The sequence below is a fragment of the Mycobacteroides sp. LB1 genome (genome assembly GCF_013449725.1).
Classification (GTDB): domain Bacteria; phylum Actinomycetota; class Actinomycetes; order Mycobacteriales; family Mycobacteriaceae; genus Mycobacterium.
Genome location: NZ_JACCFF010000002.1, coordinates 1 through 22,743, shown reverse-complemented (window position 1 = coordinate 22,743; position 22,743 = coordinate 1). Strand labels below are relative to the sequence as shown.

20 protein-coding genes and 1 pseudogene are annotated in these 22,743 nt (G+C 64.7%); 4 read left to right on the top strand and 17 right to left on the bottom strand.

What is annotated here, in order from left to right; translation table 11 throughout:
• Positions 1-42: 42 nt before the first annotated feature.
• Positions 43-1,014 (top strand): alpha/beta hydrolase, encoded by a 972-nt coding sequence (locus tag MLB1_RS10845; RefSeq protein ID WP_180749848.1) that lies wholly within the window; start codon positions 43-45, stop codon positions 1,012-1,014.
• Here MLB1_RS10845 and MLB1_RS10840 read toward each other — a convergent pair.
• The 10 genes from MLB1_RS10840 to mihF form a co-directional block, all read right to left on the bottom strand.
• Entirely contained in the window at positions 992-2,443 is a 1,452-nt protein-coding gene (locus MLB1_RS10840; protein WP_180749847.1) for an NCS1 family nucleobase:cation symporter-1, read from the bottom strand. The genes MLB1_RS10845 and MLB1_RS10840 overlap by 23 nt on opposite strands.
• A gap of 2 nt (positions 2,444-2,445) precedes the next feature.
• On the bottom strand, positions 2,446-3,465 hold the full coding sequence (locus MLB1_RS10835) for a TIGR03842 family LLM class F420-dependent oxidoreductase (protein WP_180749846.1): 1,020 nt from the start codon (positions 3,463-3,465) through the stop codon (positions 2,446-2,448).
• Positions 3,466-3,490: 25 nt separating this feature from the next.
• On the bottom strand, positions 3,491-4,912 hold the full coding sequence (hydA, locus tag MLB1_RS10830) for a dihydropyrimidinase (RefSeq protein ID WP_180749845.1): 1,422 nt from the start codon (positions 4,910-4,912) through the stop codon (positions 3,491-3,493).
• A gap of 8 nt (positions 4,913-4,920) precedes the next feature.
• The gene (locus MLB1_RS10825) at positions 4,921-5,763 is read right to left on the bottom strand and encodes a nitrilase-related carbon-nitrogen hydrolase (protein WP_180750323.1); all 843 of its coding nucleotides are present in this window, start codon (positions 5,761-5,763) and stop codon (positions 4,921-4,923) included.
• Between the two features lie 88 nt (positions 5,764-5,851).
• Entirely contained in the window at positions 5,852-6,712 is an 861-nt protein-coding gene (locus tag MLB1_RS10820) for an alpha/beta fold hydrolase (RefSeq protein ID WP_371750604.1), read from the bottom strand.
• Between the two features lie 65 nt (positions 6,713-6,777).
• Positions 6,778-7,980, bottom strand: a complete 1,203-nt coding sequence (gene metK / locus MLB1_RS10815) for a methionine adenosyltransferase (RefSeq protein WP_180749844.1) — start codon at positions 7,978-7,980, stop codon at positions 6,778-6,780.
• A 76-nt stretch (positions 7,981-8,056) separates the two neighbouring features.
• The gene (gene coaBC, locus MLB1_RS10810; RefSeq protein ID WP_180749843.1) at positions 8,057-9,337 is read right to left on the bottom strand and encodes a bifunctional phosphopantothenoylcysteine decarboxylase/phosphopantothenate--cysteine ligase CoaBC; all 1,281 of its coding nucleotides are present in this window, start codon (positions 9,335-9,337) and stop codon (positions 8,057-8,059) included.
• A 17-nt stretch (positions 9,338-9,354) separates the two neighbouring features.
• Positions 9,355-9,663 (bottom strand): DNA-directed RNA polymerase subunit omega, encoded by a 309-nt coding sequence (gene rpoZ / locus MLB1_RS10805; protein WP_180749842.1) that lies wholly within the window; start codon positions 9,661-9,663, stop codon positions 9,355-9,357.
• A 68-nt stretch (positions 9,664-9,731) separates the two neighbouring features.
• Positions 9,732-10,301 (bottom strand): guanylate kinase, encoded by a 570-nt coding sequence (gene gmk, locus MLB1_RS10800; protein WP_180749841.1) that lies wholly within the window; start codon positions 10,299-10,301, stop codon positions 9,732-9,734.
• 10 nt (positions 10,302-10,311) lie between these two features.
• Positions 10,312-10,629, bottom strand: a complete 318-nt coding sequence (mihF, locus tag MLB1_RS10795) for an integration host factor, actinobacterial type (RefSeq protein WP_180749840.1) — start codon at positions 10,627-10,629, stop codon at positions 10,312-10,314.
• 479 nt (positions 10,630-11,108) lie between these two features.
• Here mihF and MLB1_RS10790 point away from each other — a divergent pair, with 479 nt between their 5' ends.
• Complete coding sequence (locus MLB1_RS10790) at positions 11,109-12,434, top strand: acyltransferase (protein ID WP_180749839.1); 1,326 nt, start codon at positions 11,109-11,111, stop codon at positions 12,432-12,434.
• Here the strand turns inward: MLB1_RS10790 and pyrF are convergent.
• The 7 genes from pyrF to pyrR form a co-directional block, all read right to left on the bottom strand.
• On the bottom strand, positions 12,416-13,243 hold the full coding sequence (gene pyrF / locus MLB1_RS10785; RefSeq protein WP_180749838.1) for an orotidine-5'-phosphate decarboxylase: 828 nt from the start codon (positions 13,241-13,243) through the stop codon (positions 12,416-12,418). The genes MLB1_RS10790 and pyrF overlap by 19 nt on opposite strands.
• Positions 13,244-13,328: 85 nt before the next feature.
• Entirely contained in the window at positions 13,329-16,667 is a 3,339-nt protein-coding gene (gene carB / locus MLB1_RS10780) for a carbamoyl-phosphate synthase large subunit (RefSeq protein ID WP_180749837.1), read from the bottom strand.
• Positions 16,667-17,842 (bottom strand): glutamine-hydrolyzing carbamoyl-phosphate synthase small subunit, encoded by a 1,176-nt coding sequence (carA, locus tag MLB1_RS10775; RefSeq protein ID WP_180749836.1) that lies wholly within the window; start codon positions 17,840-17,842, stop codon positions 16,667-16,669. Before carA ends, carB begins: the two co-directional genes overlap by 1 nt.
• Positions 17,839-18,336, bottom strand: a complete 498-nt coding sequence (locus MLB1_RS10770) for a transporter (RefSeq protein WP_180749835.1) — start codon at positions 18,334-18,336, stop codon at positions 17,839-17,841. The genes carA and MLB1_RS10770 overlap by 4 nt, the downstream gene beginning before the upstream one ends.
• Positions 18,333-19,634, bottom strand: a complete 1,302-nt coding sequence (locus MLB1_RS10765) for a dihydroorotase (RefSeq protein ID WP_180749834.1) — start codon at positions 19,632-19,634, stop codon at positions 18,333-18,335. Before MLB1_RS10765 ends, MLB1_RS10770 begins: the two co-directional genes overlap by 4 nt.
• A complete protein-coding gene (locus tag MLB1_RS10760; protein ID WP_180749833.1) occupies positions 19,631-20,584 on the bottom strand; it encodes an aspartate carbamoyltransferase catalytic subunit in 954 nt (317 codons plus the stop codon). Before MLB1_RS10760 ends, MLB1_RS10765 begins: the two co-directional genes overlap by 4 nt.
• Entirely contained in the window at positions 20,581-21,156 is a 576-nt protein-coding gene (gene pyrR, locus MLB1_RS10755) for a bifunctional pyr operon transcriptional regulator/uracil phosphoribosyltransferase PyrR (protein ID WP_180749832.1), read from the bottom strand. Before pyrR ends, MLB1_RS10760 begins: the two co-directional genes overlap by 4 nt.
• A 114-nt stretch (positions 21,157-21,270) precedes the next feature.
• On the opposite strand from pyrR, the gene MLB1_RS10750 reads away from it, so the two are divergent.
• Both MLB1_RS10750 and MLB1_RS10745 read left to right on the top strand, forming a co-directional pair.
• The gene (locus MLB1_RS10750; RefSeq protein ID WP_180749831.1) at positions 21,271-22,491 is read left to right on the top strand and encodes a serine hydrolase domain-containing protein; all 1,221 of its coding nucleotides are present in this window, start codon (positions 21,271-21,273) and stop codon (positions 22,489-22,491) included.
• Positions 22,492-22,589: 98 nt separating this feature from the next.
• Positions 22,590-22,743: pseudogene (locus MLB1_RS10745) on the top strand (acyl-CoA carboxylase subunit beta); the annotation flags it as partial.

Here is a 22,743-nt window from a genome sequence, read left to right as displayed (position 1 = left end):
AGACGCACCCGACGTCGCTGAGGGTGCCGCTAGGGTAAGGCCATGACCGATTCTGTCGCTCTTCACGCAAGCGGCTCATCGCACACCGAACCGAGCATCGATCCGATTATCCTCAAGATTCTGAAAGCTGTTCCGATTCAACTTGTTTCGCCGGACGGTCCGCAGGCGTCCAGAGACGCGTATCGGGCCGTCGCCACGGCACGCCCGCCGTGGATCGAAGTGGCCAAGATCGAAGACCGTACGATCCCCGGCCCTGCGGGCGAGATACCGGTACGCATCTATTCACCGGCTGAGGGCGGCGTGCGTCCCGTCTTCATGTTGATCCACGGCGGCGGCTGGGTTATCGGCGACCTGGACACCCATGATGCAGTTGCCCGCGCCGCAGCAGTGCAGGCCGATGCCGTGGTGGTGTCAGTGGACTACCGGCTGGCGCCGGAGCACCCGTACCCGGCCGCGGTCGAAGACTGCTGGGCTGCACTGCAGTGGGTGCACGCGCATGCCGCCGAGATCGGTGGCGACCCGGACCGCCTTGCTGTGGGCGGCGATTCGGCCGGCGGAAATCTGTCGGCGGTGATGGCGCAGCTGGCACGCGATAATGACATTCCATTGGTCTTCCAGGTGCTGTGGTACCCGGCCACCACCTTCGACACGACGCTGCCGTCAATGATCGAGAACGCAGAGGCGCCCGTCCTGGACTTCAAGACCGTCGCGGGGCTGAGCAAGTGGTATCTCGGGGACACCAATCCCGCCACCGCGGGCCCGACACTGGTCCCGGCCCGGGCCGAGAGCTTCGAAGGTTTGGCGCCGGCGTTCATCGGTACGGCACAGTTCGATCCGCTCCGCGATGACGGCGCCAAGTACGCCGAACTGCTGGGCGGCGCCGGCGTGCCGGTCGAGCTTCACAACGCCCCGACGATGATCCACGGCTACCTCGGCTACGCCGATATCGTGCCCGCGGCCACCGAGGAGCGCGACAGGTCACTGGCCGCGCTCAAGAAGGCGCTGCACGGCTAGTCCGACGCGGCCGCAGACTCAGCGCGTACATGAGCGCGCCTCCCAGCAGCGCGCCTACCGGCCAGGAAACTGCGGTCAGGCTCTGTGACGAGGGCACCAGCGCGATGGCGATCGCCGCCGCACCAGAAACACCCAACGCGATCAGTGCCGCCGGGTTGAACCCGCGGGTGTAGAAGTAGGCACCGGCGGTGGATTCCGAGTACAGGTCGGCGGTGTTCGTGCGTTGGCCGCGCAGCAGGTAGTAGTCCACGACAAGGATCCCGAACACCGGTCCCATCAAGGCGCCCACCCCGCCGAGGAAGTACACGATGGCGGCCTCGTTCCCCCAGATTTTCCAGGGCAACACCGCGATCGACAGGACCGCGGTGATGATGCCCCCCGTGCGAAATGAGATGTATTTCGGGGCGACATTGGAGATGTCGTAGGAGGGTGAGACGAAATTGAGCACCACGTTGATACCCACGGTCGCGATCGCGAAGAAGATCGCAGCGACGATCACGATGGCATCCGAATCGATATCCGCGACCAGCTTCACCGGGTCGATCATCGCGCTGCCGTACTTCTTCAGCGCGGCAAGCGAAATGACGATCGAGATCACCACGAATGCGGTCTCGTTGAACGGAATACCCAACGCGTTACCCCGCAGGATCGCCTGCCTGCTCGGTGCGAAACGGGCGAAGTCCGCGTAGTTGACCAAGGGGCCCGCCATGAAGGCGACCATCAAGAATGCCACTCCGGTGAATGCCAGCACCGTGGCTCCGGATGTCAGCGGGACACCGGCGCGGGCACCGAAATCGATGCTCCAGCCCACACTGGCCAGCATCCATATCGCCAGGGCGATCATCCCGATCCAGACCACCGGGCCCGCCACATCGGACGCCTTGCGCACGATCTCCATGCCGTAATTGAGGATCAGCAGCTGCACGGTCCACAGGGTCAGGAAGGCGGCCCACCCCAAGGCGTGTAGGCCCAGGAAGGTCGGTTCCGTCCACGACCGCAACCCCGGATCCAGCCGCAGGAGCAGCACGATGACCGCCGTCGACGCCAGGTAGGTCTGGATCCCGTACCAGAAGATCGCGACCAGCCCGCGCAGCAATGCCGGCACGTTGGCTCCGAAGACCCCGAATGTGGCGCGCGCGAAAACCGGGAAGGGCACCCCCAGCCGCTGGCCGGCTATCCCGATCAGGTTGCTCCCGAACCAGAGCATCAACACCCCGGCGAAGAGTGCGAGCATGGTCTGCCAACCCGTCAGCCCCAGCGCCAGCATGCCCACGGCGAAGCCGTAGCTGCCCAGGCTGTGCGCCGAGGTCATCCACAGGCAGAAGAGGTCCCAGGTGCGCCAGGTCGCCTGGGCCGCGGTGGTCGGCGCCAGGTCTTCGTTGCTCAACCTGCCCGATGTCGTCACCGGCACAAGCCGCCTCTCGGCCATCGTCAGCGACTCTTCGCCGTGATGTGTTGCGACAGTGCGGGAATGACCGTTTCCCCGTATACCCGCAGGGTCTCTTCCTTGTTATCGTGTTGGAGGTACCCGGCGAACTGGTCCACCCCGAGCGCCTTGAGCTCTGACAGCTTGGCGACGTGATCCTCGGCTGTGCCGAGCACACAGAAGCGATCCACGATATCGTCGCTCACGAATTCCGCGTGGGTATTGCCCGCCCGGCCGTGCTGGTTGTAGTCATATCCCTCACGCCCGGCAATGTAGTCGGTAAGTGATTGCGGCACTTGCCCGTTGGGGCCATACCTGGCCACAATATCGGCGATGTGATTGCCCACCATCCCGCCGAACCACCGGCATTGATCGCGCATATGCGCCCAGTCCGATCCCACATACATGGGTGCGGCCACGCAGATCCGCACTGCGGCAGGATCACGTCCGGCCGCCACCGCGGCGTCCCGCACTGCCCCGATCATCCACCGTGCGATATCGATATCGGCAAGCTGCAAGATGAACCCGTCTGCGAACTCACCGGTCAGAGCCAGGGCTTTGGGTCCGTAGGCCGCCACCCACACCTCCAGCTCGGAATTCCGGCTCCACGGGAACTGCAGTGTGGCGCCCTGGTATTCGACGGGCCGCGAGTTCGCGAGCTCCCTGATGACATGGATGGATTCGCGCAGTGTGGCCAGGGTCGTCGGTGCGCCACCGGTCACCCGCACCGCCGAATCGCCCCGGCCGATACCGCAGATCGTGCGGTTGCCATACATATCGTTCAAGGTCGCGTACAACGACGCCGTGACGGTCCAGTCCCGCGTTGCCGGATTGGTGACCATGGGCCCCACGACAATCCGCCTCGTCTCGTGCAGAATCTGGCTGTAAAGCACATAGGGCTCCTGCCACAGCAGGTGTGAATCGAAGGTCCACAGATGACTGAAGCCGTGGGCCTCCGCGAGTTTCGCCAGCTGCACAGTTCGTACCGCCGGTGGATCACACTGCAGGACAACTCCGAAGTCCATCGCGGGCCCTCCCTATCGATCCGGGTCAGATCAGGTATTGACACAGGTCGCGGCGCAGGAACGCGCCGTCTCCCTTGCTGCCGAGATACTCGTCGCCGTCGACGATCACCTTTCCGCGGGAGAGCACGGTGTCGACGTGCCCGTCGATCTCGTATCCCTCCCACGCCGAGTGGTCCATGTTCATGTGGTGGGTCTTGCCCAACCCGATTGAGGTGTGCCCGTTGGGGTTATAGACAACGATGTCCGCGTCGGCACCCGGGGCGATCACACCCTTGCGCCCGTAGAGCCCGAACATCCGTGCCGGGGTGGTCGAGGTGATCTCGACCCAACGCTCCACGGTGATCCGGCCGTCGACGACTCCTTGGAATAGCAAGTCCATCCGATGTTCGATCGAGCCGATCCCGTTGGGAATCTTCGAGAAGTCACCGATGCCCACGTCCTTCTGTCCCTTCATGCAGAACGGGCAATGGTCGGTCGACACCATCTGGATGTCGTTGGTGCGCAACGCGCGCCACATCTCGTCCTGGTGGTGCTCGTGTTTGGAGCGCAGCGGTGTCGAGCAGACCCACTTGGCCCCCTCGAAACCGGGCGCACCCAGGTTTTCCTCCAGGGACAGGTACAGATATTGAGGGCAGGTCTCCCCGTACACGTTCTGGCCCGCGTCACGTGCGGCGGCCAGCTGCGCGACGGCCTGTTTCGCCGAGACGTGTACGACGTACAGCGGCGCACCCGTCAGATTCGACAGCATGATGGCGCGGTGTGTGGCCTCTTCCTCCAGCTGCCAGGCCCGGGCGATCCCGTGGTAGTAGGGTTCGGTCTTCCCCGCAGCGAGCAGCTGTGCCACCAGAACGTCTATGGCAGGGCCATTCTCGGCGTGCATCATCGTCATCAGCCCGGTGTCGGCGCCGACCTGCATGGCCCGCAGAATCTGCGCGTCATCGCTGTAGAACACCCCGGGGTACGCCATGAACATCTTGTAGCTGGTGATGCCCTCGTCGGCCAGGCGACGCAGTGCTGTCAACGATGCGTCGTTGACATCGCCCACGATCTGATGGAAGGAGTAATCGACCGCGCATTGGCCCGCGGCCATCTGGTGCCACGTCTGCAGTGAATCCTCCAGCCGTTCACCGAATTTCTGCACCGCGAAGTCGATGATGGTGGTGGTGCCGCCCCAGGCGGCCGCCCGGGTCCCGGTTTCGAAGTCATCGGAGGCGGTGGTCCCGCCGAAGGGCATCGACATATGGGTGTGGGCATCGATACCGCCCGGGATGACATACTTGCCGCCTGCCTCGATCACCGTGTCGACGGTCCCGGCCAGGTCTACTCCGAGCACCGTGCTGCCCGGCAGCAGAACCGCCGCGATCTTCTCGCCATCGACCAGGACATCCGCGTCGCCACGGCCGGTCGCCGTTACCACGGTGCCGCCTCGAATCAATGTCGTTGCCATCGCGCCTCCTACGGTGCGACGATCGGGCCGTAGGTGTCTGGCCGGCGATCCCGGTAGAACTGCCAGTCACCCCGTACTTCTCGGACCACGGACAGGTCCAGGTCTCGAATCACGATCTCTTCATCACTCTCGGAGGCGATCTCGCCAACATAGTTGCCGCGCGGGTCGACGAAGTAGGAACTGCCGTAGAACGTGACGGCCTGATCCCCGAATTCGCCTCTCTCGCTGCCTATCCGGTTGTTGGCCCCGACGAAATACTGGTTGGCCGCTGCCGCTGCGGGTTGTTCCAGCTCCCAAAGCCTATTGGAAAGACCGGGTTTGGTGGCCGAAGGGTTGAAGACCAACTCGGCCCCAGCAAGGCCGTAATTGCGCCAGCCCTCGGGAAAATGCCGGTCGTAACAGATGTAGACGCCGATTCTTCCCACCGCGGTGTCGAACACCGGGTAACCGAGATTGCCTGGGCGGAAGTAGAACTTCTCCCAGAACCGATCGAGGTGCGGTATGTGGTGCTTGCGATATTTGCCGAGGTAACTGCCATCGGCGTCGATGACTGCCGCGGTGTTGTAGAGGACGCCCGGCTGCTCCTCCTCGTACACCGGAAGCACCATGACCATGCGGTGTTCTCTGGCGAGCGCCGCGAACCGCTCGGTGACGGGACCGGGCACGGATTCGGCGTAGTCGTAGTACTTCTTGTCCTGCACGACGCCGAAATAGGGGCCGTAGAACAACTCCTGGAAGCAGATCACCTGAGCACCCTTGGATGCCGCCTCGGCGACAAAACGTTCGTGCTTGGCGAGCATGGATTCCTTGTCGCCGGTCCACGTGGCCTGCGTGAGCGCGGCCCTGATCACCGATGAGCCGCTCGCGCGAAGAGCATCAGACACCGTCATCGATTGACCTTATTCGCACCGGGCCTGGCGCGCGCGGCAATGGAGGCAGCTAGCCCGGGAGGAATTCGAGTGTCGCCTCGAGGAATTCGCGAGGTTGCTCGACGTTCGACAGATGCACCACTGGCAACGTCACCAACCTGGCCCCGGGGACGGCGGATGCGATGAACTCGCCGTGAGCAAGTGTCGTCACCGTGTCGAATTCCCCCGCGACAACAAGGGTCGGTCTCGTGATCAGGGCACCGGTAGCGCGCAGATCCGTGTCGCGGACCGCCGCGTAGCAGCCGGCCAGCCCGAACGGATTCATTGCCAGCAGCCCGGCCTGGAAAGGAATGACTGCCTCATCGAGTGGGTCGAGCATATTCGCGGGAAACCAGTTGCGCAGGAAGCTATTAGCGATCTCGGTCAGATCGCCGGCCGCCAGCACATCGGCAATACGCCCGTCCCAGAACGATCTTGGTTCCAGATGTGCCGCAGTGTTGGCAAGGATCAAGTGATCGATCCTGCTCGGCTGCCGGTAGCCCAGCCATTGCCCGATGAATCCGCCCAGGGACAGACCGCAGAAGTGCACACGGTCGAGGCCCAGCGCATCGAGCAGTTCGACGACGTCGTATCCGAGGCGGTCCAGGGAGTAGGGCCCGGCCGGTGCGCCCGAGGCACCGTGGCCCCGGGTGTCGTAACGCAGTACCCGAAAGGACTGGGACAACGCCGCGAGCTGAGCATCCCACATGCCCATGGTGGTGCCTATCGAATTGGACAGCACCAAGACCGGCGCCGCCGGCGGGCCGTCGATCCGGTAAGCCACCGTGCAGCCGTCACCTGTCGTGAACACCGATAGCTCATCACGCGCCATGTCCTGACAAACGCCACCGGCCAGGTACCGCATCCCCTGGGCATCGCCGGGTCTGAGCACCAACGCGACAAAAACGCCGGGTGTGAGCAGTAGCGCTCACTCCCGGCGTTTTTGCGCACGAAGAGCTAAACGGCAGCCTTCAAGGCGTCGACTCGATCGGTCCGCTCCCACGGCAGATCGATATCGGTGCGCCCGAAGTGGCCGTACGCGGCGGTCTGCGCGTAAATCGGCCGCAGCAGGTCCAGGTCACGGATGATGGCGCCCGGCCGCAGGTCGAACACCTCGTTGATGGCCTTCTCGATCTTGGCCTGGTCCACCTTGTTGGTGCCGAAGGTGTCGATGAACAGTCCCACGGGTGCGGCCTTACCGATCGCGTAGGCGACCTGAACCTCAACCCGGTCCGCCAGCTCGGCGGCCACCACGTTCTTGGCCACCCAGCGCATCGCATAGGCAGCGGAGCGGTCAACCTTCGACGGATCCTTACCGGAGAACGCGCCACCGCCGTGACGGGCCCAGCCCCCGTAGGTGTCGACGATGATCTTGCGGCCGGTCAGGCCCGCGTCACCCATCGGGCCACCGAGCACGAACTTGCCCGTCGGGTTGACCAGCAGCCGGTAGTCGGAGATATCCAGCGATTCCTGCTCGAGCTCGTCCAGGACGGTGTTGACGACCTTTTCGCGGATATCCGGGGTCAGCAGATTGTCCAGGTCGATATCGGCGGCATGCTGCGTCGAGAGCACCACCGTGTCGAGCCGGACGGCTTTGTCGCCGTCGTACTCGATGGTGACCTGGGTCTTGCCATCAGGACGCAGGTACGGCAGCAAGCCGTCCTTGCGGACCTCGGTCAGTCGGCGCGCGAGGCGGTGCGCCAGCGCGATGGGCAGCGGCATCAACTCCGGGGTGTCGTTGATGGCATACCCGAACATCAGCCCCTGGTCGCCGGCGCCCTGGGCGTCCAGCGGATCCGCCGCGCCCTCGACGCGGGCCTCATGGGCGGTGTCCACACCCTGAGCGATATCCGGCGACTGGGCGCCGATGGCGATGTTCACCCCGCAGGAGTGCCCGTCGAAGCCCTTGGATGACGAGTCGTAGCCGATTTCCAGAACGCGATCGCGCACGATCTTTGGGATGTCGGCGTACGCGGACGTGGTGACCTCGCCGGCGACGTGAACTTGGCCGGTGGTCACCAGCGTCTCCACCGCGACCCGGGACTTGGGGTCCTGTGCGAGCAGCGCATCGAGGATCGAATCGCTGATGGCATCACAGATCTTGTCCGGGTGCCCCTCGGTTACCGATTCACTGGTGAAAAGCCGTCCCGCTGAGCTCACAGCGCAGCCCCTTTCAGATCGTTACGTGTACTAAGCATTATGGCCGACGAACAGAGACTGAGGCCGTGCCCGGTTGTCAGGTTCGCTGACAAAGCCCGGTAACGGCATCCACAATACGGCTTGCCATCAGAACTTTGGTGCCGTGCTCCAAGACAACTTCAGTGACCTCGCCGCTGCTTTGGGTGGACAGCAGCCAACCGTCGTTACTGTCCACCTCGAAGGCCCGTCCCTCGCCAACAGCGTTGACTACCAACAGATCACAGCCCTTGCGCTTCAGCTTGGAACGCGCATGGAAGAGCACATCGCCATTGGCATCGCCGGTTTCGGCGGCAAACCCGACGATGGCCCGCATGTTGGGCAGCTGCCCGTCGGTGCGCGCACGCACGACTCCGGCCAGCACATCGGCATTGCGCAGCAATTCGATGGGCGCATCGACGGGGCCCTCGACTGGGTTTGTCCCCACGGGGGGATGGCTCTTTTTGATCTTGTTGGTCGCAACGTGCGCGGGGCGGAAGTCGGCCACGGCGGCCGCCATGATCAGCACCTCCGCCTCGGATGCGTGTTTGGTGACCGCGTCCTGCAGTTGCGCCGCGGAGCTGATGTGGACCACGTTGACCCCGGCTGGGTCGGGCAGCCCGACGGTGTGGCCGGCGATGAGCGTGACCTCTGCGCCGCGCTGGGCGGCGACCCGCGCTATCGCGTATCCCTGCTTCCCGGAACTGCGGTTCCCGATGAAGCGCACGGGGTCCAGGGGCTCGCGGGTTCCGCCGGCGGTCACCAGGACGCGTACACCGGCCAGATCGTGCGGTAGCGCGTCGGCTCGCGCCAGGAGCAGTTGGGCCAGGGTGCTGATCTCCTCGGCCTCGGGAAGGCGGCCTGGGCCGCTGTCGGCGCCGGTAAGCCGACCCGAGGCGGGCTCCAGGACCACGGCGCCGCGTTCGCGCAGCGTCGACACGTTGTGCTGAGTGGCGGCATGCAGCCACATCTCTGTGTGCATCGCGGGGGCGAAGAGCACCGGACAACGTGCGGTCAGCAGCGTCGCGGTCAGCAGGTCGTCGGCACGACCCGTGGCGGCACGCGCCAATAGGTCCGCGGTTGCAGGCGCGACCACCACGAGGTCTGCGTCCTGCCCCAACCGCACATGTGGGACCTGGGGAACATCCTCGAACACCCCGGTCCTGACCGACTCACCCGAGAGTGCCTCGAATGTCGCGGCGCCCACGAATTGCAGGGCGGACTCGGTAGGAATAACCCGGACGCTGTGCCCAGCCTCGGTGAGCTGGCGCACCACGGTGCAGGCCTTGTAGGCGGCGATTCCCCCGCCCACTCCGACGATGATCCGCTTGCGGTCGGCCATGACCGTCGTCCTGGTTTCTACTCGCCTTCGGTGTGCTCGAGCAGATCGCCATGGATCTCGCGCAGCGCGATCGACAGCGGCTTTTCCTGCAGACCCGGCTCGACGAGCGGCCCCACGTATTCGAGGATGCCGTCACCTAGCTGGTTGTAGTAGTCGTTGATCTGGCGAGCACGCTTGGCTGCGTAGATCACCAGCGCGTACTTGCTCGATGCCCGTGCCAGCAGCTCGTCGATCGGTGGGTTGGTGATACCCAGCGGCGTGTCGAGGGCTGCGTCGTAGCTTTCGGTGCCCGGTTCGACGATGACGTCGGTCTGGGGAGTGCTCACTAAAGAATCTCCTGGCTTTGTATGTGGCGCTGAAGATGGCTGACGCGGTACTCGCGATGCGCTGCCGGTTAACGTCCGACCAACAACGATACCAACTTTGCGCAGGCATTTTCCAACTGGTCGTTGACGACGACGACATCAAAGTCGGTTTGAGCCGCCATTTCCACCTCGGCTGTTTCCAATCGTCGGGCGATCACAGCCTCGGATTCGGTCCCGCGGCCGGTAAGCCGCTGCACCAGCGCGTCCCAGCTCGGTGGGGCCAGGAAGACGGTGAGGGCCTGCGGGAGCGCGGCCTTGATGGCCCGGGCACCGGCCAGGTCGACCTCGATAAGCGTGGGACGACCGGCCTCCATTGCCTCGCGAATGGGCGCGGCAGGAGTTCCCGAACGCTGCAATCCGCCGTGGATATCGGCCCATTCCAGCAGCGCCCCGGTGTCGATCAGCCGCTGAAACTCCTCGGTGGTGACAAAACGGTAGTCAACGCCATCCACCTCACCCGGCCTAGGGGCCCTGGTGGTGGCAGAGACGCTGAAGAATAGGTCGTCCAGGTCATCGCGTAGCCGATGCACCACGGTGGACTTACCGACGGCTGAGGGGCCGGATAGGACTACTACCCGGCCCCTCATCGAAGCTGTCATCTGGAGAAGATCAGGAAAAGTCGAACCGCTCCAGCAGCGCCTTGCGCTGACGATCACCGAGACCGCGCAGACGGCGGGTCGGGGCGATCTCCAGTTCGGTCATGATTTCCTGCGCCTTGACCTTGCCGACCTTCGGCAGGGCCTCCAGCAGAGCCGAAACCTTCATCTTGCCGAGGACCTCATCGGTCTCGGCGTCCTTGAGCACCTGCTTGAGATTGGTGCCGCCTTTCTTGAGCTTCTCCTTGAGCTCGGCGCGGATGCGGCGGGCGGCAGCCGCCTTCGCCAACGCGGCGGCGCGCTGCTCGTCAGTCAACTGTGGAAGGGCCACGATTCCTCCGTCTCATACGAAACTCTTCGGTTTTTCTGTTCGGCTGGAAACACAACCAGCCAGCGACAGCGACCGTACCCACGCCAGCCGACAAATGTGAACCCCACCCCCTGTTAGTCGGTGAAAATCGCCTGCTAGAGGCGCCGCGGGCGATCATGTCGAGCAACTATCGCGCCCGCGCCGTATCACCCGACATTTCTCCAGGTCGGAAATGAAAGATACTGCTGCTCAACGTATTTCGCTCCCGATTCGCTACCTCTACAGTTCTTATACTCGAACCGGAGACAAGCAAACCGTGATTGCCATGAGGGCAAACTGAAAATCTTGTGTGAATCTCGTGTTGCGCGTGTCGCGACCCGGCCACGTCCAGTTGAAGAGACGGCCGCGTCCAGTTGAAGAGACGCAGGTGAGGACGCCGTCGATAGGCGTCCGTGAAGTTGCTTAGCAAGGCGCAACAGTTGCTGGGTAGGGTGCGACATATGGGTGACCAGGTGCACCCATCACGTGAGCGTGATCGGGTATTGGACGCCGCGAGGCTCGTGTCGCTGGCCACGGTCGTGGCCTACCACGTCCTCGCGGGTAGCCCTACCCTCGTCAAGGGCAAACCCGCCATGTCAGCGAACTACGGCGTGCATTGGCTGTTTTGGCTGATCCCGCTGATGCCGCTGTTCTTCTTCGCTGGCGCCGCAGCAAATCTTCATTCCTGGGAAGCCGGTAAATCCTGGGGGCAATTCCTGATGAGCCGTGCCACGCGGCTCTTCCGCCCGGTGTTCTATTTCCTCGCCTTCGTCGCGCTGGTGACCACCTTGCTGCACTTCATACTCGGCAACACTCGCGAGCTCCTCTATCTCGAAAAAAGGCATATCGAGCTGCTTTGGTACGTGGGGGCCTACCTGCTGACACTGGCGTTCCTGCCGTGGCTGGCCCGCATCCGCACCGGATGCCACCTGAGCTGGTTCGTCGCGATGATGTGCCTGCTCACCGCACTGGTCGACACGATCAGCGTCATCACGAACACATGGCACGCGACCGGCTGGATCAACATGATCTTCATGTGGCTCGTCCCCGCCGCATTGGGAATCGGGTATCAACGCAAGCTCATCCCCCGCCAAGTGGCGTGGGGAGGCGCGACGGCCGCCCTGGCCGCGACCGTGGCGCTCGCCATCCTGGGACCGTATCCGTCGGGGCTGATCGCCAACATGCCGCCGACCTTGTTACTCGCAGCGAGTGCAATCGTTCAATGCCTGGTGGTGATCGCGTTCGCGCCGGCCATCAATCGTTGGGCGCAGGGCGCGCGGACGTGGCGGTTCCTCGAACTGTGCAACAGCGGCAGCATGACGATCTACCTGTGGCACTGGGTGATCACCTTCCTGCTGTCCTACGGGATCTACCTTGCCCTTCGCATCGGGCTGGTGAGCCCGCACAGCGCCTGGTACTGGCCGGGGAACATGCTGCGACTGTCCATCGTGTGCGCCATCGTGGCCATCCTTTTCGTGCCGCTGCGGGCGACCGAGCGCAGAGCACTGCCGTGGTGGGACCGCCCCGTGCCCCCCATGAACAAAAGCCGCGATATCGCTGTCGGCGTTCTTGTGCTGATCGGCGCGATATTGACGCTCGTGTACACCCGGATCTACGTCATCGATCCGGCTTGGGGTGGGTTCACCCCACTAGGACGGTGGATCGTGATCGCCTCACTCATACCGCTGGCCGTCGCGCGAATGTTGAGCCGAAAATCATTGCCTTGCAACATTGTTAGGCCATCAGACGATCGGCCGATCGTCACCGTTCACTCGGCCAGCAGGTAAGCGACGCTGTCACGTAACCGGTCGACGGCTGCACGGAGCGCCGCCACATCCGGCCCGGCACGCAGCACTTCGCGCGAGACCGCGGGAAGCAGCAGCCGGCCCGGAGCGCCACCCAGACCACGCAAATCCTCGGGCCTGCCCCCCTGGGCTCCGAGCCCGGGAACAAGCACAGGACCACCGATCGACGAGAGGTCCGGCGGATCGGTGACGGTTACGCCCACCACAACACCCACCGATCCGGGACCGTCGGCGGCGGCATTGAGAGCTGCCACCTGATCCACCATCGACTGTGCGACGGTCGAACCCGAGGCATGGGCACGCTGCACCGGCGGCGCTTCCGGGTTGGATGTCGCCGCGAGAACGAAGACACCGCGCTCGCGCTCGTGCGCAAGGTCCAGCAGCGGCGACAGGGACCCAAATCCTAGATACGGCGAGGCGGTCACCGCATCGGAGCTCAACGGCGAGCTTCCTAGCCACGCCTGCGCGTACGCCGCCATGGTCGATCCGATATCTCCGCGTTTGGCGTCCGAGAGCACCAGCACGCCGGCCTCACGCAGTCCCGCAATGGTCTGCTCAAGGACCGAATAACCGGCCGCCCCATAGGTTTCGAAGAACGCCACCTGTGGTTTGACGATCGCCACCTCGCGGAAGGCTTCGACGCAGACATCGCTGAATCTGGCCAGGCCGTCGGAATCGGCCTCCAATCCCCAGGAACGCAGTAGCTCCGGATGCGGGTCGATGCCGACACACAACGGGCCACGGGCGGCGGTGGCGGCCTGCAGCCGTGCGCCGAAGCTCACCGGCCCCACCGCTCTTCGCGCAAGCGGCTCATCGGGACCTGACCCTCTTCGCGCAAGCGGCTCATCGGGACCTGACTCTCTTCGCGCAAGCGGCTCATCGCAAGCCCGCGTGGAGTTCCTGAAGTGACCGCACTCCGATATCGCCGCGGATACCGGCCTCGATTCCCTGCACCGCGGCCGACGCGCCCTGCACCGTGGTGATGCATGGGATGTTCATCGATACGGCAGCGGAACGGATTTCGTAGCCGTCAATACGAGGGCCGGAGTTCCCGTACGGGGTGTTGATAACCATCGCGACCTCGCCGGACTTGATGACGTCCACTGCCGACTTCGCGGGCCGCCCCTCCCCGACGCTCTCGTAGTGCTTGCGAACCTCTTCGCATGGTATTCCGTTGCGACGCAGCATCTCTGCCGTGCCTTCGGTCGCCAGCACCTTGAATCCCAGATCTGCCAGTCTCTTTACCGGGAACACCAGCGAGCGCTTGTCACGGTTGGCCACCGAAACGAAGATGGTGCCTTCCTTGGGAAGCGACCCGTACGCCGCGGTCTGACTCTTGGCGAATGCACTGCCGAAATCGGCGTCGATACCCATGACCTCGCCGGTGGACTTCATCTCGGGACCCAACAGGGAATCGACTTGGCTGCCATCAGCCTTGCGGAACCGGTGGAACGGCAGCACGGCCTCCTTGACCGCCACCGGGGCACCGCTAGGGATGGTGGCGCCGTCGCCCTTGGCGGGCAGTAAGCCTTCCTCCCGCAGTCCGGCGATGGTGGCGCCCAACATGATCCGCGCGCATGCCTTCGCAAGCGGCACCGCTGTCGCCTTCGAGACAAAGGGCACGGTGCGGCTCGCCCGAGGGTTGGCCTCCAAGACGTAGAGCACATCGTCCTTGAGCGCGTACTGCACGTTGAGCAAGCCAACGACGCCGATACCGTGTGCGATGGATTCTGTCGCACTTCGCACTTTTTCAATATCGCTGCGGCCCAGGGTGACCGGTGGCAGCGCACAGGCCGAGTCGCCGGAGTGGATACCGGCTTCCTCGATGTGCTCCATGACCCCGCCGAGGTACACCTCGGTGCCATCGCATAGCGCGTCGACGTCGATCTCGATGGCGTCTTCCAAGAAGCGGTCTACCAGCACCGGGTGCTCGGGCGAGAGCTGAGTGGCGCGGGTGATATAGCCCTGCAGCGTGTCCTCGTCGTAGACGATCTCCATGCCCCGGCCGCCCAGCACGTAGGACGGCCGCACCAGCACCGGGTATCCGATGTCGGCGGCGATCTGCCTGGCCTGCTCGAATGTCGTTGCGGTGCCGAAACGCGGGGCGGGCAGCCCAGCGGATACCAGCAGCTCGCCGAACACACCGCGATCCTCGGCGCGGTCGATCGCGGCCGGGCTGGTGCCCACCACCGGAACACCCGCGTCGGCCAGGCGCTTGGCCAGCCCCAGCGGCGTCTGCCCCCCGAGCTGCACGATGACGCCGACGACGCCTGGTCCGCCCCGTCCGGATTCCGACTCGGCGTGGTAAACCTCGAGCACGTCCTCAAAGGTCAGCGGCTCGAAGTAGAGGCGGTCGGCGGTGTCGTAATCGGTGGACACCGTCTCCGGGTTGCAGTTGACCATGATGGTCTCGAAACCGGCCTCCGACAGCGTGGTTGCCGCATGCACGCAGCTGTAGTCGAACTCGATGCCCTGCCCGATGCGGTTGGGGCCCGATCCGAGGATGAGCACCTTGGGCCGCTCAGTCTGCGGGGCCACCTCGGATTCCGCGGCAGGATCCAACTCGTAGCTCGAGTAGTGATACGGAGTCTTCGCCTCGAATTCGGCGGCGCAGGTGTCGACGGTCTTGTACACCGGCCGGATGCCCATCCGGTGCCGCAGCGACCGAACCCCGTTCTCCCCCGCCAATTCCGGGCGGAGCGCCGCGATCTGGCGATCGGACAACCCGTAGTGCTTGGCGCGTCGCAGCAGCTCCTCGTCGAGGATGGGTGCCTCGCGCAGTTCGGTGCCGAGGTTGTCGATCTGGGCGATCTCCTCCACGAACCAGGGGTCCACGCCGGTGACCTCGGCCAGCCGCTCGACGCTGGCGCCCGCGGCCAGCGCGCGTTGAATGCCGTAAAGCCGCCCCTCGCGCGGTACCCGCAGCTCCCGCAGGAACGCATCCATATCCTCCACGGGGCCCGCGTTATCGGTCCAGAACCCGGCCTCCGCGGTCTCCAACGAGCGCATCACCTTGCCGAGCGCTTCAGAGAAGTTGCGGCCCAGGGACATCGCCTCGCCCACCGATTTCATGGTGGTGGTCAACGTGGCGTCGGCGCCCGGGAACTTCTCGAAGGCGAACCGGGGTGCCTTGACCACCACGTAGTCGAGGGTCGGCTCGAAACAGGCCGGCGTCTCCTTGGTGATGTCGTTGACGATCTCGTCGAGCCTGTATCCGATCGCCAGCTTCGCGGCGATCTTCGCGATGGGGAACCCGGTCGCCTTGGAGGCCAACGCACTCGATCGGGACACACGGGGATTCATCTCGATGACAATGAGGCGCCCGTCGTGGGGGTCGATCGCGAACTGGATATTGCACCCGCCGGTATCGACACCCACCTCGCGCAGGATCGCGATTCCCAGATCGCGCATCTTCTGGTACTCGCGGTCCGTCAGCGTCATTGCGGGTGCCACGGTCACCGAGTCCCCGGTGTGCACACCCATCGGGTCGACGTTCTCGATCGAGCAGACGACGACCACGTTGTCGCGGCTATCACGCATCAGCTCAAGCTCGAATTCCTTCCAGCCGTAGATCGATTCCTCGATGAGCACATTGGCCGACGGGGAGGCCGCAAGACCCTCTCCTGCTATCCGCTCAACTTCCTCGGCGGTGTGCGCCATGCCGGAGCCCAGCCCACCCATGGTGAAGGAGGGGCGCACGACAACCGGCAGGCCGAGGTCGGCAACCGTTTCCCGGACCTCTTCCATGGTGAAACAGACGCGGGACTTCGCCGACTCTCCACCAACTTTGGCGACGATATCCTTGAATTGCTGGCGGTCCTCGCCGCGCTGGATGGCCTCGAAATTAGCGCCGATGAGCTCGACTCCGTACCGCTCCAGCGCGCCGTTTTCGTACAGCGCGACCGCGGTGTTCAACGCAGTCTGACCGCCCAGTGTGGGCAGCAGGGCGTCAATCTTGTTGCCCTTCTCGGCTTGTGCGGCAAGAACTTTCTCGACGAACTCAGCGGTGATGGGCTCGACATAGGTGTTATCGGCGTACTCGGGGTCGGTCATGATCGTGGCTGGGTTGGAGTTGACGAGGCTGACCTGCAGTCCCTCGGCGCGCAGCACGCGACAGGCCTGGGTGCCCGAGTAGTCGAACTCACAGGCCTGGCCGATCACGATGGGGCCGGACCCGATGACCAGGATGTGGTTGAGGTCTGTGCGACGTGGCATCAGCGGTTACCCCGGCCTTCCAAGCTTGTTTCCAATGCGGATACGAATTGGTCGAAGAGGTATTCAGCGTCATGAGGCCCGGCCGCCGCCTCGGGGTGGTACTGCACCGAGAACGCCGACCCGTCCAACAGCCGGATCCCTTCCACGACGCCGTCGTTGGCGCAGGTGTGGCTGACCTCGGCCCGCCCGAAGGGCGTGTCGAACTGCTCGCCCGCCTCGCCTTCCAGCGCGAACCCGTGGTTCTGGGCGGTGATCGCGACCCGGCCCGTGGTGTGGTCGATGACCGGGACATTGATACCGCGGTGCCCGAACGTCATCTTGTAGGTGGACCGCCCCAGTGCCCTGCCCAGCAGCTGATTGCCGAAGCAGATGCCGAACAACGGGATTCGCCGCTCCAGCACTGCTTGCGTCACTGCGACCACATGGTCCGCGGTGGCCGGATCTCCCGGCCCGTTGGAGAGGAAGACGCCGTCGGGCGCGAGTGCGAGCAGCTCGTCGGGACTGATGGACGACGGCACCACCTGCACGCGAATACCGCGCGCCGCGAAATTACGCGGGGTGTTGGTCTTGATGCCCAGATCCAGAGCCGCCACGGTGAACCGGTGCGCACCATCGGGTTCCACGGTATACGTGCTGGCCGTACTTACTTCGCCGGCCAGATCCGCGCCCAGCATGCTGGGTTGGCCGTTGACGCGCGAGAGCAGGAAGTCGGTGGGTGCGTCTGCCACGGTCCCGCTGAAGATGCCCGCCTTCATCGATCCACGGGTGCGCAGGTGGCGGACCACGGCGCGGGTGTCGATTCCCGCGATACCGACGATGTGCTGCCCCTTGAGCGCGTCGTCGAGGGAACCGTTGGCACGCCAATTCGATACCCGGTTCGATGGATCGCGCACCGCGTAGCCGGCGACCCAGATCTTGCCGCCGCGGCTCTCGTCGTCCTCGTCATTCCACCCGGTGTTACCGATCTGCGGCGCGGTGGCCACCACGATCTGCCGGTGGTAACTCGGGTCGGTCAGGGTCTCCTGGTAACCCGACATGGCCGTGCAGAAGACCGCCTCGCCAAGGGTTTCCCCCACCGCGCCGAACGGCTTTCCGGTGAATACCCGCCCGTCTTCGAGAACGAGCACCGCCTTGTCGCGACCGTATCCTCTTCGCGCCAGCGGCTCATCGATCATGACGCTACCTTCCATTCTTGATATTCACTTCGCGGTCGGGCCAGAAAACCGGTGTCGATCTCGGTGCCCGAGGGCAACCGCCACCGAATGGCGAGAATGCCGTCGTGGGTAAGTACCTTGCCCGCCAGCGCCTTGGCGGTGCGGATCTCGGTGATGACGTCCGCGGGTATCCAGATGTCTCCGGTTCCGCTGCGTTCCAACAGGATTCCGGCGGTATACCGGGTCAGCGTCGCGCTCGTTCGGTAGCCCAAATCCCCTACGGCGATGCGGTCTTGCCAGTCCGGCGCGATGGTGCTGCCGACGTAGAGCCCCTCCACGGGTTCGATGACGACCTCACCGCGCTCATCGGGTGCAGCCGGGAGCACCCCGACGACGTCGGCCTGCCGCTGTGCGCGTGCATGCCAGCCCCGCCACATCAAGCGGATGAGCAGCACGGTCAAGGTCAGCGAGGCGCCCGCCATGATCAGCGCACCGACGAAGTCCCCGTGGTTCATGCGGTTACCTTCCCGTCCCGTGCGGTGACACGACCCCGCAGCAGCGTGGCGGTCACCGTGGCGGGCAATGTCATCGATTCGAACGGCGTGTTGGCCGACTTGCTGGCCAACCCGTCACCGCGCACGGTCCAGGTGGCATCGGGGTCGACGATGGTCAGGTTCGCGGGCTCCCCGACCGCCAGCGGACGTCCCTGATCGGGCAGACCGACGATCTGCGCCGGGCGCTCGCTCATTACCCGCGCGATATCGCGCCAGGTAAGCAGCCCCGGTTTCACCATGGTCTCCACGACCACCGATAGCGCGGTCTGCAATCCGAGCATCCCGGGTCTGGCCGCGGCGAACTCGCAGCACTTCTCGTGATCGGCGTGCGGCGCGTGATCGGTTGCCACACAATCGATCACCCCATCCGCGAGGGCCTGTCGCAATGCTTCGGCGTCGGTGGACTCACGCAGCGGCGGATTCACCCGATATACGCCGTCATACGAGGCCAGTCGACTGTCATCGAGCAGCAGGTGATGCGGCGTCACCTCGGCAGTGATGGAAATCCCTTGCCCCTTCGCCCATTTAAGCAACTCGACGGTGCCCGCGGTAGAGGCATGGCAGATGTGCACGGGCGCGCCGGTGTCGCGGGACAAGATGGCGTCACGCGCGACAATGGACTCTTCGGCGGCACGAGGCCATCCGGTTAAGCCCAACCGAGCCGCGTGGGCACCCTCGTGCGCCACCGAGCCGACGGTGAGCCGCGGCTCCTCGGCATGCTGGGCGATGAGCACCCCCAAACCCTTGGCGTACTCCAGCGCACGTCGCATCACCAGCGGATCGTGCACGCACTTGCCGTCATCGGAGAACATCCGCACCCGGCCCGCGCCGCGGGCCATCATCCCCATCTCGGTGAGCTGCTTGCCCTCCAGCCCGACCGTCACGGCGCCCACGGGATGCACATCGACCAACCCCACCTGCTGGCCGCGCTGCCACACGTGATCGGTCACCACGGGGCTGTCGGCCACCGGGTTGGTGTTGGCCATCGCGAAGACCGCGGTGTACCCGCCCAGAGCGGCTGCCGCCGAACCGGAGTCGATGGTCTCGGTGTCCTCACGGCCTGGCTCACGCAGGTGTGTGTGCAAGTCGACGAACCCGGGCAGTAGCACCTGACCGGGGGCTTCGATGGCCGTGTGGACCTCGGTTTCGATACCCGGCCCAATACCGGCCTCGATACGGGTGATCTGCCCGTCCTCAACCAGGACGTCAACCTGCTCGCCCTCGCCGTAGAGACGCACACCTTTGATCAACACGCTCATGCGGGCACCGCCTCATCGGAACCGACCAGCAGGTGGAACAGCACTGCCATGCGGATATGCACTCCATTCGATACCTGTTGCAGGACGGCCGATTGCGAGGAATCCGCAACTGATGATGCGATCTCCATACCGCGCAGCATGGGACCGGGGTGCAGCACCACCGCGCGCTCGGCGAGGAGCTGCTGGCGGGCCGCTGACATGCCGTACAGCACCGAATACTCACGCGCCGAGGGGAAGAACCCGCCGGTCATGCGTTCCGCCTGCACCCGCAGCATCAAAACGGCATCGGCACCCGGCAGCTCGGCGTCCAGGTCGTGGGTCACTGTCACCGGCCAGGTCTCGACACCGACCGGCAGCAGCGTTGGTGGTGCCACTAGCACCACCTCGGCACCGAAAGTGTTGAGCAGCAGGGCATTCGATCGAGCAACCCGGCTGTGCAGGATGTCCCCGACGATGACGACGCGGCGCCCTTCGAGGCTGCCGAGCCGCTGTCGGATGGTCAGCGCGTCGAGCAGCGCCTGCGTGGGGTGCTCGTGGGTGCCGTCTCCCGCGTTGATGACAGCGGGTCCACTCAGGCCGTCAGCCCCCTCGGCGGTCCACTGCGCGAGCTGCGCGGCGACGCCGGAGGCCGGATGGCGCACGATGAGCGCATCGGCACCAATCGCGCGCAGCGTCAACGCGGTATCGCGCAGCGACTCCCCCTTGGACACCGAGGACCCCGAGGCGCTGACATTGATGACGTCGGCACTCATCCACTTGCCCGCGACCTCAAAGGAAACCCTTGTCCGCGTGGAATTTTCGTAGAACATCGTGATAATGGTCCGCCCGCGCAGCGTCGGCAGCTTCTTGACCTCGCGCCCCGCAAGGGCCTGTAGGAACCGGTCGGCGTCATCCAGGATGGCGGTGGCCTCGTCGCGGGTGAGGTCGGCAGCGGACAACAGATGTCTCATGAGGCCGCCCCTTGTCCGCCCTTGATCACAACCGCGTCGCAGCCGTCGTGTTCGGCCAACAGCACCTTGACGTCCTCACTGCGCGCGGTTGGCACGTTCTTGCCGACGTAATCGGCGCGCAGCGGCAGCTCACGGTGCCCACGGTCGACCAGGACCGCGAGCTGAACCGCCCGGGGCCGGCCGAGGTCACGCAGCGCGTCGAGCGCCGAGCGCACGGTGCGGCCGGAGAACAACACGTCGTCGACAAGGATCACCAGAGCTCCATCCACCCCGCCCTCGGGAATCGAGGTGCGTTCGAGCGGGCGGTGGGGTTTGTTACGAAGATCGTCGCGATAGAGGGTGATGTCCAGGAATCCGGCGGGCACCTCGACACCGGAGAACTCGGTGATGTGGGCGGCCAGTCGTTTGGCGAGGGTGGCGCCGCGCGTGGGGATGCCGACCAGTACGACGCGAGGTGCGTCGGTGGAATCGGAAAGCGCGGTCTTCTCGATGATTTGATGCGCAATACGCGCGATGGTCCTGCCGACATCTGCGGCGGACAACAATTCGCGTCCTTCTACTGCTTCGCCCACGCTTACGCGAGACCTCCTTCTCCGCCTCACTGGACGGATCGTTAAAGGATGTCACTTACCGCGAGCGAGCTTAGCATCCGGGCACCTGCCAGCCTCGACTGACAGTATGGGGTCATGCCCGAATTCGAGTCCACATTCGACGCAGCTCTCGCCCCGATCCGAGCGGCGGTAAATGACCGCATTCTGGCCGGAGCGGTGACGTTGGTGTGGCAGGGCGGGCAGCTCAGGCACCTGGGCGCCGTGGGTCATCGCGACGTCGACGCGGGTCTGCGGATGGCCGACAACACCATTTTCCGCATCGCGTCCATGACAAAACCGGTGATCAGCGCGGCGGCCATGGCTCTTGTCGACGACGGCACAATCCGCTTGAACGACCCGATCACCACCTGGCTGCCGGAGTTCGCCCAGATGCGGGTGCTCGCAGACCCGGGCGGCTCGCTGGATGACACGTTCCGGGCGCCACGCACCATCACGGTCGAGGATCTGTTGACTCACCGCAGTGGGCTGACCTACGACTTCATCTCGACCGGACCAATAGCGAAGGCCTACCAGCCGCTGCACACGGCTGCGTTCACCGAACCCGACGAGTGGATCGCGGCGATCGCCGCGCTGCCGCTGGTATACCCGCCCGGAGAGCGCTTCCACTACAGCCATTCCACCGATGTGCTCGGCTTGCTCATCGCGCGCGCGGCCGCGCGGCCACTGAATGAGCTGCTGCGTCAACGAATCCTGGATCCGCTCGGCATGTCCGATACCGACTTCTTCGTTCCCGAACACAAGGCGAGCCGATTGGCGCGCCTGTATGGCCTCGGAGATGACGAACAAATTGTGGTGGCCGACCGCGGCTATCTCACTTCGATGCCCACCTCAGCACCGGCACTGTGCCGCGGCGGCGGCGCACTCGCGAGCACCGCGCACGACTACCTCGCCTTCGCGCGAGCACTCCTGGGTGGCGGCGAGGCCGACGGAGTGCGCATCCTGTCCCCCGAATCGACGGCCGCGCTGCGCACCAACCGCCTCACCCCTGCACAGCGCAAACTGCCGTCCTTCGGCCTGCCCTACTGGACCGGACGCGGATTCGGCCTTGGCCTGTCGGTCGTCCTCGATCCGAACGAGGCCGCATTGTTCGGTCCGGGCGGCGCCGGCACCTTCGGCTGGCCGGGAGCATTCGGCACCTGGTGGCATGCCGACCCGAAGGCCGACGCGATTCTCATGTTCCTGCCGCAGTGGCGCATGCCCGACCTGGACCCCAAGGCCGCGCTGGCGAGCACATCCACGCTACGACTGCAGCTGTTGCATATTCAGTTCGCGCAAGCGGTGTACGCGGCGCTCTAGATACGCGCCGGGACAGCTCTTTAGGCGTTCTTGAGCCGGGGGTATCAACATTCAGACAGCTCTGTTCGTGCCGCCAACGCCAACCAGAGAGGCCGCAGATGACGATCTTTGCTCCTGAGGCGATTGATGAATCGCTTGATCCGCGTGATCCGCTGTTGCGGCTGAGCACCTTTTTTGATGACGGCAGCCTCGAGCTGCTCCACGAGCGTGACCGCTCAGGTGTGTTGGCTGCTGCGGGCACCGTCAACGGAG

What these genes read in the sequence shown, in the direction of transcription:
- MLB1_RS10765 (WP_180749834.1), bottom strand. Translation starts at nt 19,634, where the DNA reads ATGAGCGTGTTGATCAAAGGTGTGCGTCTCTACGGCGAGGGCGAGCAG.
- MLB1_RS10750 (WP_180749831.1), top strand. Translation starts at nt 21,271, where the DNA reads ATGCCCGAATTCGAGTCCACATTCGACGCAGCTCTCGCCCCGATCCGA.
- MLB1_RS10845 (WP_180749848.1), top strand. Translation starts at nt 43, where the DNA reads ATGACCGATTCTGTCGCTCTTCACGCAAGCGGCTCATCGCACACCGAA.
- MLB1_RS10760 (WP_180749833.1), bottom strand. Translation starts at nt 20,584, where the DNA reads ATGAGACATCTGTTGTCCGCTGCCGACCTCACCCGCGACGAGGCCACC.
- gmk (WP_180749841.1), bottom strand. Translation starts at nt 10,301, where the DNA reads ATGACAGCTTCGATGAGGGGCCGGGTAGTAGTCCTATCCGGCCCCTCA.
- MLB1_RS10840 (WP_180749847.1), bottom strand. Translation starts at nt 2,443, where the DNA reads ATGGCCGAGAGGCGGCTTGTGCCGGTGACGACATCGGGCAGGTTGAGC.
- MLB1_RS10835 (WP_180749846.1), bottom strand. Translation starts at nt 3,465, where the DNA reads ATGGACTTCGGAGTTGTCCTGCAGTGTGATCCACCGGCGGTACGAACT.
- MLB1_RS10770 (WP_180749835.1), bottom strand. Translation starts at nt 18,336, where the DNA reads ATGAACCACGGGGACTTCGTCGGTGCGCTGATCATGGCGGGCGCCTCG.
- coaBC (WP_180749843.1), bottom strand. Translation starts at nt 9,337, where the DNA reads ATGGCCGACCGCAAGCGGATCATCGTCGGAGTGGGCGGGGGAATCGCC.
- hydA (WP_180749845.1), bottom strand. Translation starts at nt 4,912, where the DNA reads ATGGCAACGACATTGATTCGAGGCGGCACCGTGGTAACGGCGACCGGC.
- carB (WP_180749837.1), bottom strand. Translation starts at nt 16,667, where the DNA reads ATGCCACGTCGCACAGACCTCAACCACATCCTGGTCATCGGGTCCGGC.
- carA (WP_180749836.1), bottom strand. Translation starts at nt 17,842, where the DNA reads ATGATCGATGAGCCGCTGGCGCGAAGAGGATACGGTCGCGACAAGGCG.
- MLB1_RS10790 (WP_180749839.1), top strand. Translation starts at nt 11,109, where the DNA reads ATGGGTGACCAGGTGCACCCATCACGTGAGCGTGATCGGGTATTGGAC.